This window comes from Agromyces ramosus (assembly GCF_030817175.1).
In the GTDB taxonomy this organism is placed as follows: domain Bacteria; phylum Actinomycetota; class Actinomycetes; order Actinomycetales; family Microbacteriaceae; genus Agromyces; species Agromyces ramosus_A.
Window position 1 is genome coordinate 3,559,781 of sequence record NZ_JAUSYY010000001.1, and the last position, 10,041, is coordinate 3,569,821.

Here is a 10,041-nt window from a genome sequence, read left to right on the forward strand (position 1 = left end):
CTTCATAACTCAACACAGTTGTACCCGCACCACCCCACCACCACCCCGACCACAGGGTTGGCAACCGGGGCCCGGTGCGGACACCGAGACCACACACCCACCCCACAACACGTGGCGGACGCGGTGTGGCAAGAGTTTCGGCGGCCATAGCGCGAGGGAAACGCCCGGACACATTCCGAACCCGGAAGCTAAGACTCGCAGCGCCGATGGTACTGCAGGGGCGACCCTGTGGGAGAGTAGGACACCGCCGGACATTCATTGAGGAATGGCCACCCGAAGACGGGTGGCCATTCTTCGTTAACGGGCCGCACCGCGGCCCGCCGCAGTACGGTTGAGTCCGATGAGGACTCCACACACGACAGGACAATCGTGAGCGATTCAAGGCACGGCTCGGCGGACGAAGGTCGCCCCGACAAGGGCGCTCGAAGTGCCGACCGGCGCGATGGCGCCGGCCGACCACCCGCCGGTCGAGCCGCCGGCCAGGGCGCAGCGAAGCGTCCGGCCGGGAGTCGCGACGGTCAGCGCGCGTCCAGTGAACGTGATGCGAAGAAGCCGTACGGCGACAAGAAGCCGTACGGTGACCGCGATGCGAAGCGCCCGTACGGCGATCGCGATGCGAAGAAGCCGTATGGCGACAAGAAGCCGTATGGCGACCGCAATGCGAAGAAGCCGTATGGCGACAAGAAGCCGTATGGCGATCGTGATGCGAAGCGCCCGTATGGCGATCGCGATGCGAAGAAGCCGTATGGCGACAAGAAGCCGTATGGCGACCGCAATGCGAAGAAGCCGTATGGCGACAAGAAGCCGTATGGCGATCGTGATGCGAAGCGCCCGTATGGCGATCGCGATGCGAAGAAGCCCTATGGCGACAAGAAGCCATACGGCGACCGCGATGCGAAGCGTCCTTACGGTGGAGCACCCGGCGGCGATCGGCGCGGTCCCGCGCGCACCGGCAGCCGCCCTGACTCGTACAGCCGCGACAGCGAGGAGCCCCGTGCGACGCACGGTGCTCCGAGCCTCGCGGTGCGTCCCCGCCACGACGATCCCGAGATCCCCGAGGGCATCGAGCCACGGGACCTCGACAAGGTCGCTCGCGGTGAGCTGCGGACGCTGAGCAAGGAGAACGCCGACATGGTCGCGATGCACCTGGTCGCGGCATCCCAATTGCTCGACGACTTTCCCGAGCTCGCTCATCGCCATGCGATGTCCGCCGCCCGACGCGCCGGACGCGTTGGCGTGGTGCGTGAGACGCTCGCGATCACGGCCTACGCCACCGGCGACTTCGCGCTCGCACTTCGTGAGCTCCGGACGTACCGTCGCATTTCGGGCAGCAACGATCAACTGCCGCTCATGGTCGACAGCGAGCGTGGTGTCGGACGCCCCGATCGCGCCCTCGAGGTCGGCCGCGCGGTCGACCGAGCGGAACTCGCCCCAGCCGTCCAGGTGGGGCTCGCGATCGCGATGTCGGGCGCACGCCTCGATCTCGAACAGCCCGAGCTGGCTCTCGCGGAGCTCGAGATCCCGCAGCTCGACCCCGATCGTGCGTTCTCGTACAGCCCTGCCCTCTTCGCGGCATACGCGGAGGTGCTCGAGGAACTCGGGCGCGACGCCGAAGCCGCCCAATGGCGCTCGCGTGCCGAGCGGGCTGAGGCCGCGCTCGGTGGCCCCGACGAGTCCGAGGTCGTCGAGATCTTCGAGGTGGAGATCGAGGGGGATGACACCGAGACGTCCGAGGACATCGATGACCAGCCGCAGCCCGAGGCATCCGGAGCGCCCGTGGCCGAGGCATCCGACGAGCCGATCGACGACCCGGGCGCCGTGCTCGAAGACGATGTCGCCGCGGTACTCGCCGAAGGCGAGGCGCTCGAGGCCCAGACCGAGGAGAGCACGCCCGATGGGCCTGTTCCGCACGAGGACTGACGTCGCGACGCCCCTCGCGGGCATCGACGCCGTGTTCGCCGACCTCGACGGGGTCGTCTACGCGGGCGCGCACGCGATCCCGGGGGCGGTCGCGAGCCTCAATCGCGTGAAGGCCGACCTCCCCGTCGGCTACATCACGAACAATGCCTCTCGCAGCGACGCGTACGTCGCGGAGCACCTCGCGGAGCTCGGCCTCGACGTGACGGCGACCGACGTCGTCACGTCGCCGCAGGCGGCGATGAGCCTGCTCGACCAGCACGTCGCGCCCGGCGCGCTCGTCCTCGTGGTCGGCGGTGAGGGCATCGTCACCGAGCTCGAGAAGCGCGGCTATCGTGTGACCCGCTCGGCCGACGACGGGCCCGACGCGGTCGTGCAGGGCTTCACGCCCGACATCGGCTGGCGCGACCTGGCCGAGGCAGCCTTCGCGTTGAACGCACATGGGGGGCCGGATGCTGCGGCATCCGGGATTCCGTGGATCGCCACGAACATGGACTGGACGATCCCCGTCGCGCGCGGCATCGCGCCGGGCAACGGCACGCTCGTCTCGGCGGTGCACACGGCAGTCGGACGGTTCCCGCTCGTCGCCGGCAAGCCCGAGACGCCCATCTTCGACGAGGCCAGGCGCCGGTTCGGCGCCGAGCACCCGCTCGTGGTGGGCGACCGCCTCGATACCGACATCCTCGGCGCGAATCGCGCCGGCATGGCGAGTGCGATCGTGCTCACCGGCATCGACCGTGCCAAGCAGCTGCTGGCAGCGGATGCCTCGAGCCGGCCCGATTTCATCCTCGCCGACCTCGGCGGACTCCATCAGCCGTACCCCGCGCTGGAGCAGGCGCGGGGCGGGGCGGTGCGCAGTGGCGGTGCACGGGTGCGCATCGACGGCAATCGTGTCGTGATCGTCGACGAGGGCGACGGTGCGCTCGACCTGCTCCGTGCCGCATGCGCGGCGATCTGGCAATCGGGCACGCCGATCCACGCCCTCGACGTGCCCTCGCGGCTCTATTCCTGAGCCGACTGCCTCAGGCGCGCAGGAACCTGCCGCGTCGGCGCCTCGTTCCGTTGCCCGTTCGAGGTAGCGTTGAGGGCGTGAGTACTGACGACGAGCTGGGCGACACGATCTCGGAAGCGACGCAGGCCGCCCTCCGCGAGATCGAGGAACAGCCGCTCGAGGAGCGGGCCCGCAGCTATCAGGCCCTCGCCGATCGGCTGCGCGTCGAGCTCGAACACTCCGACCCGTCGCGCGCCGCCGACTGACGCATGACCGACCAGCGACTCGACGCCGCCCTCGCCGCGCGCGGACTGGCTCGCTCACGCACCCACGCCGCCGCGCTCATCGCGGCAGGCGTCGTCACGGTCGATGGTCGACCGGCGCTCAAGCCGTCCTTGCGAGTCGGTGACGACGCGCGACTCGAGGTGGCGGCATCCGATCACTACGTGAGCCGGGCCGCCCACAAGCTCATCGCCGCGCTCGACGCGTTCGAGGTCGACCCGTCCCGACGAGTCGCGCTCGACGCCGGTGCGTCCACCGGTGGGTTCAGCCAGGTGCTGCTCGAGCGCGGTGCACGCACCGTGCTCGCCGTCGACGTGGGGCATGGGCAGCTCGCCCCAGAGCTCGCCGCTGCGCCCGGGCTCGTGCTCGTCGAGGGATGCAACGTTCGCAACCTCGACGCACCGAGCCTCGCAACCCTCACCGGCGTTGACGAGCGGCCGTCGCTCGTGACGGCCGACCTCTCATTCATCTCGCTGACCACCGTGCTGCCCGCCCTGCGAGCCACGGCCACCGACGATGCCGACTTCGTGCTGCTCGTGAAGCCGCAGTTCGAGGTCGGCCGCGGGGGAGTGCGCGAAGGCGTGGTCCGTGACGCCACGCTCCGCTCCGAGGCCATCGCCAACGTGCTGTGGGCGGCATTCGACCTCCGACTCGGAACCGCCGGCGTCTTGTCCTCCCCAATCGTCGGCAGTCACGGCAACCACGAGTACCTCGTGCACCTCAGCGCCGCGGCCGGCGTGAATCCGACAGAATGGATGGGTCGGCTCGACGACCTGGCAGGAGGCGCGAACGCGTGAACGACGCACAGCATTTCCTCGTGGTCTCCCATACCGGCCGGCAGTCAGCTCTCGAGGCGACGGGCGAGGTGTGCACGCAACTCCTCGCCGCCGGCGCGGTTCCCGTCATCGCCGCCGAGCACTGGGACGACGTGCACGCGTTCGTGCCCGAGCTCAACGGCGGTGTCGAGCGCTTCGAAGACACCGATCCGGCGCTCATCGAGCTCGTGATCGTGCTCGGCGGCGACGGCACGATCCTGCGGGCAGCCGAGATCATGCGCGACTTCCCGGTTGCACTGCTCGGGGTCAACCTCGGCCATGTGGGCTTCCTCGCCGAGAGCGAGCGCGACGACCTGGGCTACACGGTCGCCCGTGCCTTGGCCCGCGACTACACCGTTGAAGAGCGCATGACCCTCGCCGTTCGGGCGAAGCTCGGCGATGAGGTGGTCTACGAGAGCTGGGCCCTCAACGAGGTGACCGTCGAGAAGGCCGAGCGCGAGCGCATGCTCGAGGTCGTCATCGAAGTCGACGGGCGCCCGCTCTCATCGTTCGGGTGCGATGGTGTGGTGATGTCGACCCCGACGGGGTCGACCGCGTACTCGTTCTCGGCCGGCGGGCCCGTCGTGTGGCCGAGCCTCGAGGCGCTGCTCCTCGTGCCGCTCAGCGCGCACGCACTCTTCGCCCGGCCTCTCGTGGTCGGCGCGGAGTCGTCGCTCGCGGTCGAGATCCTGCAGCGCACCGAGGCATCCGCCGTCATCTGGTGCGACGGCCGGCGCACGTTCGACCTTCCGCCGGGTGCCCGCGTGATCGTGCGCAAGTCGCCGACGCCGGTGCGGCTCGCGCGGCTCCACCAGGCGCCGTTCACCGACCGGCTCGTGAACAAGTTCCAGCTCCCGGTCACCGGCTGGCGAGGGCCGGTGGGTCGTGATTGAGGTGGCGATGATTGAAGGCAGCGATGATTGAGGAGCTCGGCATCCGCGACCTCGGCGTGATCGCCGAGGCGACGCTACCCCTCGGTGCCGGGTTCACCGCCGTGACCGGCGAGACGGGCGCCGGCAAGACGATGGTCGTGACCGCGCTCGGCCTGTTGCTCGGAGCGCGGGCCGATGCCGGCGCGGTTCGCTCCGGCGCCAAGCAGGCATGGGTCGAGGGCCGTTGGCTCGTGCCCGACGACGGCAGCATCGCCGAACGTGTTGCCGAGACCGGTGGCGAAGTCGAGGCCGGAGAGCTCCTGCTCGGCCGTTCCGTCTCGGCCGAGGGACGCAGTCGCGCCGTCGTCGGCGGGCGCAGCGCGCCTGTCGGGGTGCTCAGCGAACTCGGCGACGAACTCGTCGTCGTGCACGGCCAGGCCGACCAGCAGCGGCTCCGCTCCGCCGTCGCGCAGCGTGAGGCCCTCGATCGATTCGCGGGTCCGGCCCTCCAGCGGGCGCTCGACGAGTACCAATCCGCGTTCAGCGCCTGGCGCACGGATGCCGCTGAACTCACGCGGCTGCGCGAGGCGCACGACGCCCGCGCGCGCGAGGCCGAAGAGCTGCGTGCCGATCTCGACGAGGTCGAAGACGTCGATCCCCAGCCCGGTGAAGACGTCGAGCTGCACGAGCGTGCTGAGCGCCTCTCGAACCTTGAAGAGCTGCGCGTGGCGGCCGCCCAGGCGCGCGCGCTCGTCTCGGCCGACGAGGTCGTCGACGACGCGCCCGACGCGGTCGCGCTCGTCGAGGCGGCTCGTCGGCATCTCGACCGAGTGGTCACCCACGACCCGGCGCTCGCGCCGATGGCCGAAACGCTCACGAACGCCGGATTCCTCCTCGCCGACGCCGCCGCCGAGCTCGCGGCATACCTCGCAGGCCTCGACGCCGACGGCGCGCGCGAACTCGAGATCGTGCAAGAGCGCCGCGCGGTGCTCGCGGCGCTCATCCGCCGACACGGCGGCACCCTCGATGAGGTGCTCGACTTCCGTCGCACGGGGGGGCTCCGGCTCGTCGAACTCGATGGCGATGACGAGCGCATCGTCGCACTCGAGACCTCGGTCGCCGCCCTCGAATCCGAGGTCGATCGCCTCGCTGCGCGCCTCACCGAGCTCCGCACCGACGCGGCCGGCCGACTCGCCGAAGCCGTCACGCGCGAGTTGGGCGCGCTCGCGATGCCCGACGCCGGCCTCAGGGTCACCGTCGAGCCGACGCCCGAGCCGTCGATGCACGGCCGTGACCAGGTCGCGATCCTCCTGAGCCCGCACCCGGGCGCCGAACCGCGGTCCGTCTCGCGCGGGGCATCCGGTGGCGAACTCTCGCGGGTGATGCTCGCCATCGAGGTGGTCATCGCCGGCACCGACCCTGTGCCCACGTTCGTCTTCGACGAGGTCGATGCCGGCGTCGGCGGCGCGGCCGCGATCGAGATCGGTCGTCGACTCGCGCGGCTCGCCGAACGCTCGCAGGTGATCGTCGTCACGCACCTCGCGCAGGTGGCGGCCTTCGCGACCAACCACCTGAGCGTGGTCAAGGGCACCGACGGCCAGGTCACCGCCTCGAGCGTGCGACAGCTGACCGGGGCCGACCGCGAGGCCGAGATGGCGCGGTTGCTCTCGGGTCTCGCCGACTCGGCGAGCGGCCTGGCGCACGCACGGGAGCTGCTGGAGATCGCGGCCGATCGCGCTGCGTGAGGGGCGTCGGCCGAGGGCCGGGCACGACGGAGTCGGAGTGATTCCGAAGATGAGGGGGAGCACGTGGGGCATGTCGAGGCGAACGATCAGGAACGTGAGTTAGGCTATAAGCCCGTGGTGGATGAACGCGGAACAGCTCCTTCGAGCACAGACAATTCGAACGACACGACCAAGCACATCTTTGTGACGGGTGGTGTCGTTTCTTCGTTGGGCAAGGGTCTCACGGCGGCCAGTCTGGGCAATCTCCTGACCGCCCGGGGCCTCAGGGTCGTCATGCAGAAGCTCGACCCGTACCTGAACGTCGATCCCGGAACGATGAACCCCTTCCAGCACGGCGAGGTCTTCGTGACCGACGACGGAGCTGAGACCGACCTCGACATCGGTCACTACGAACGGTTCCTCGACATCAACCTGAGCCAGGCGGCGAACGTGACCACCGGCCAGATCTACTCGACCGTCATCGCGAAAGAACGCCGTGGCGAGTATCTCGGCGATACGGTGCAGGTGATCCCGCACATCACCGACGAGATCAAGCGCCGCATGCGGCTGCAGGCCTCCGAGACGCCCAAGCCCGACGTCATCATCACCGAGATCGGCGGCACCGTCGGCGACATCGAGTCGCAGCCGTTCATCGAGTCCGCCCGTCAGGTGCGCCACGAGCTCGGGCGCAAGAACGTGTTCTTCGTGCACGTCTCGCTCGTTCCCTACATGGGTGCGTCGGGCGAGCAGAAGACCAAGCCAACGCAGCATTCCGTCGCGGCACTCCGCTCGATCGGCATCCAGCCCGACGCGCTCGTGCTCCGCAGCGACCGCCCCGTCACCGAGTCGAACAAGCGCAAGATCGCGCTCATGTGCGACGTCGACGAAGCGGCCGTGGTGAACGCGGTCGACGTGCCGTCGATCTACGACATTCCCACGATGCTGCACGACCAGGGTCTCGACGCGTACATCATCGACGCCCTCGGCCTCGACGTGAAGGCCGCCGACGTCGACTGGTCGGGCTGGAGCGAACTGCTCGACGTGGTCCACGATCCGAAGCACGAGGTCACGATCGGCCTCGTCGGCAAGTACATCGACCTGCCCGACGCGTACCTCTCGGTCACCGAGGCACTTCGCGCCGGCGGCTTCGCGAACGACACGAAGGTCAAGATCGAGTGGATCCCCTCCGACGAGTGCCGGACCCCCGAGGGCGCACAACGGCACCTCGCTGGACTCGACGGCATCTGCGTTCCCGGAGGATTCGGGGTGCGCGGCATCGAGGGCAAGCTCGGTGCGCTGCGCTTCGCCCGCGAGAACAACCTCCCGGTACTCGGGCTGTGCCTCGGCCTGCAGTGCATGGTCATCGAGTACTCGCGCAACATCGTGGGCCTGGCCGGCGCCTCGTCGAGCGAGTTCGACCCCGACACCCAGTACCCGGTCATCGCGACGATGGAGGAGCAGGTCGAGATCATCGCCGGCGGCGACCTCGGCGGCACCATGCGCCTCGGCCTCTACCCGGCCAAGCTCGCCGAGGGCTCGATCGCAGCCGAGTTGTATGGCTCGACCGAGGTCTCAGAGCGACACCGGCACCGTTACGAGGTGAACAACTCCTACCGCGACCGCATCGCCGAGGCCGGACTCTGGTTCTCGGGCATGTCACCCGATCGGCACCTCGTCGAGTTCGTCGAGCTGCCGCGCGACGTGCACCCGTTCTACGTGGGCACCCAGGCGCACCCCGAGCTGCGGAGCCGTCCGAACGACCCGCACCCCCTGTTCCGCGGGCTCGTGGGTGCGGCACTCGAGCGCCAGCAGGCGAGCCTGCTGTTCGACGTCAGCAATGGCTGACGACCCTCGGCCGACGGTCGGCGAACGGGTCGAACCCCTCGCCGACCAGCCGGTCGAGGCGCCGGTGCGCGCGAGCGAGCGGGTCTTCGAGGGCAAGGTCTGGGACATCCGTCGTGATGCGTTCGAATTCGGCGGTGAAGAGATCGTGCGCGAGTACGTCGATCACACCGGCGCCGTGGGCGTGCTCGCGATCGACGACGCCGACCGGGTGTTCCTGATCAAGCAGTACCGTCATCCGGTGCGCATGCGCGACTGGGAGATCCCCGCGGGACTGCTCGATGTCGACGGCGAGCACCCACTCGCCGCGGCACAGCGGGAGCTCGCCGAAGAGGCCGATCTCGAGGCATCCGACTGGGCCGTGCTCGCCGACGTCGCGACCTCGCCCGGCGGCAGCGACGAGGTCATTCGCATCTACGTGGCGCGCGACCTCAGCGCCACGGCTTCGGTGTTCGCACGCGAGGCCGAAGAGGCCGACATGCAGACGCGGTGGGTTCCACTCGCCGAGGGCGTCGAGGCCGTGCTCGCCCGACGCATCCACAACGCGCCGCTCGCGATCGCGCTGCTCGCCGCCGATGCGGCACGGGCCCGCGGCTGGCAGAGCCTCGGCGAAGCGGATGCCCCCTGGCCGAACCGTGCGCCGACCCGGCAGGATCCGACGGCACCATGACCCCGCGAGCGCCGGTCGACGAGTACCTGCGGCATCTCACGGTCGAGCGCGGCCTCGCGAAGAACACCGTGGCGGCGTACCGGCGTGATCTCGTGATCTACGCCGACTGGCTCGAGGCGCAGGGCCTCGCGGGCCCGGCGGGGGTGACCGAGCAGGACCTCGGCGTGTTCGTCCGCTTCCTCGGCGCCGACCGGGTGCCTCCGCTCGCGACCTCATCGGTCGCGCGGGTGCTCTCCGCGGTCCGGGGGCTGCACCGCTTTCTCGCGGAAGAGGGCGCCATCGAGGCGGATGTCTCGCGCGAGCTGCGCCCGCCGAAGCTGCCGATGCGCCTGCCGAAGGCGATCCCGGTCGACGACATCGAGGCGCTCATCGCCGCGGCGGGCGGCGAGGAGCCCGTGGAGCTCCGCGACACCGCACTCCTCGAACTCCTCTACGCCACGGGTGCCCGCGTCTCGGAGGCGGTGTCGCTCAATGTCGACGACCTCGTCGACGAGGAGGTCGTGCGACTCTTCGGCAAGGGCGGCAAACAGCGGGTCGTGCCGCTCGGCAGTTACGCGCGGCGCGCGATCGACGCGTATCTCGTGCGCGCGCGTCCGACGCTCTCGGCGCGCGGCGCGGCGACGCCCGCGCTCTTCCTCGGCGTGCGCGGCAAGCGGATGTCCCGCCAGGCCGCGTGGGAGGCGATCCACCAGGCGGCCGAGCGCGCCGGCATCGCGGCATCCGTCTCCCCGCACACCCTGCGGCACTCGTTCGCGACGCACCTGCTCGAAGGCGGCGCCGACGTGCGGGTCGTGCAGGAGCTCCTCGGGCACTCGTCGGTCGCGACGACGCAGATCTACACGCTCGTCACAGCCGATACACTCCGGGAGATGTACACGGCGGCCCACCCGCGTGCTCGCTAGAATCGACCAAGCACAACCCGGCCCAG

General features: G+C 69.9%; 9 protein-coding genes and 1 rRNA gene. All 10 read left to right on the forward strand.

What is annotated here, in order from left to right; translation table 11 throughout:
- Positions 1 to 136: 136 nt before the first annotated feature.
- The 10 genes from rrf to xerD all read left to right on the forward strand — a co-directional run bounded on the left by rrf (position 137) and on the right by xerD (position 10,015).
- Positions 137 to 253 (forward strand): 5S ribosomal RNA (gene rrf, locus QFZ26_RS16665).
- 116 nt (positions 254 to 369) lie between these two features.
- The gene (locus QFZ26_RS16670; protein ID WP_307044092.1) at positions 370 to 1,920 is read left to right on the forward strand and encodes a primosomal protein; all 1,551 of its coding nucleotides are present in this window, start codon (positions 370 to 372) and stop codon (positions 1,918 to 1,920) included.
- A complete protein-coding gene (locus QFZ26_RS16675) occupies positions 1,895 to 2,929 on the forward strand; it encodes an HAD-IIA family hydrolase (protein WP_307044094.1) in 1,035 nt (344 codons plus the stop codon). The genes QFZ26_RS16670 and QFZ26_RS16675 overlap by 26 nt, the downstream gene beginning before the upstream one ends.
- Positions 2,930 to 3,006: 77 nt before the next feature.
- Positions 3,007 to 3,174 (forward strand): hypothetical protein, encoded by a 168-nt coding sequence (locus QFZ26_RS16680; RefSeq protein WP_307044096.1) that lies wholly within the window; start codon positions 3,007 to 3,009, stop codon positions 3,172 to 3,174.
- A gap of 3 nt (positions 3,175 to 3,177) precedes the next feature.
- Positions 3,178 to 3,987: a TlyA family RNA methyltransferase gene (locus QFZ26_RS16685; RefSeq protein WP_307044098.1), complete on the forward strand. Its 810-nt coding sequence runs from the start codon at positions 3,178 to 3,180 to the stop codon at positions 3,985 to 3,987.
- Positions 3,942 to 4,898: an NAD kinase gene (locus QFZ26_RS16690; protein ID WP_373460731.1), complete on the forward strand. Its 957-nt coding sequence runs from the start codon at positions 3,942 to 3,944 to the stop codon at positions 4,896 to 4,898. The genes QFZ26_RS16685 and QFZ26_RS16690 overlap by 46 nt, the downstream gene beginning before the upstream one ends.
- A 23-nt stretch (positions 4,899 to 4,921) precedes the next feature.
- The gene (gene recN, locus QFZ26_RS16695) at positions 4,922 to 6,622 is read left to right on the forward strand and encodes a DNA repair protein RecN (RefSeq protein WP_307044103.1); all 1,701 of its coding nucleotides are present in this window, start codon (positions 4,922 to 4,924) and stop codon (positions 6,620 to 6,622) included.
- A gap of 114 nt (positions 6,623 to 6,736) precedes the next feature.
- Positions 6,737 to 8,446: a CTP synthase gene (locus QFZ26_RS16700; RefSeq protein ID WP_373460732.1), complete on the forward strand. Its 1,710-nt coding sequence runs from the start codon at positions 6,737 to 6,739 to the stop codon at positions 8,444 to 8,446.
- Positions 8,439 to 9,113, forward strand: coding sequence for an NUDIX domain-containing protein (locus QFZ26_RS16705; protein ID WP_307044106.1), 675 nt, complete (start codon positions 8,439 to 8,441; stop codon positions 9,111 to 9,113). Before QFZ26_RS16700 ends, QFZ26_RS16705 begins: the two co-directional genes overlap by 8 nt.
- The gene (xerD, locus tag QFZ26_RS16710; protein WP_307044108.1) at positions 9,110 to 10,015 is read left to right on the forward strand and encodes a site-specific tyrosine recombinase XerD; all 906 of its coding nucleotides are present in this window, start codon (positions 9,110 to 9,112) and stop codon (positions 10,013 to 10,015) included. Before QFZ26_RS16705 ends, xerD begins: the two co-directional genes overlap by 4 nt.
- Positions 10,016 to 10,041 lie beyond the last annotated feature (26 nt).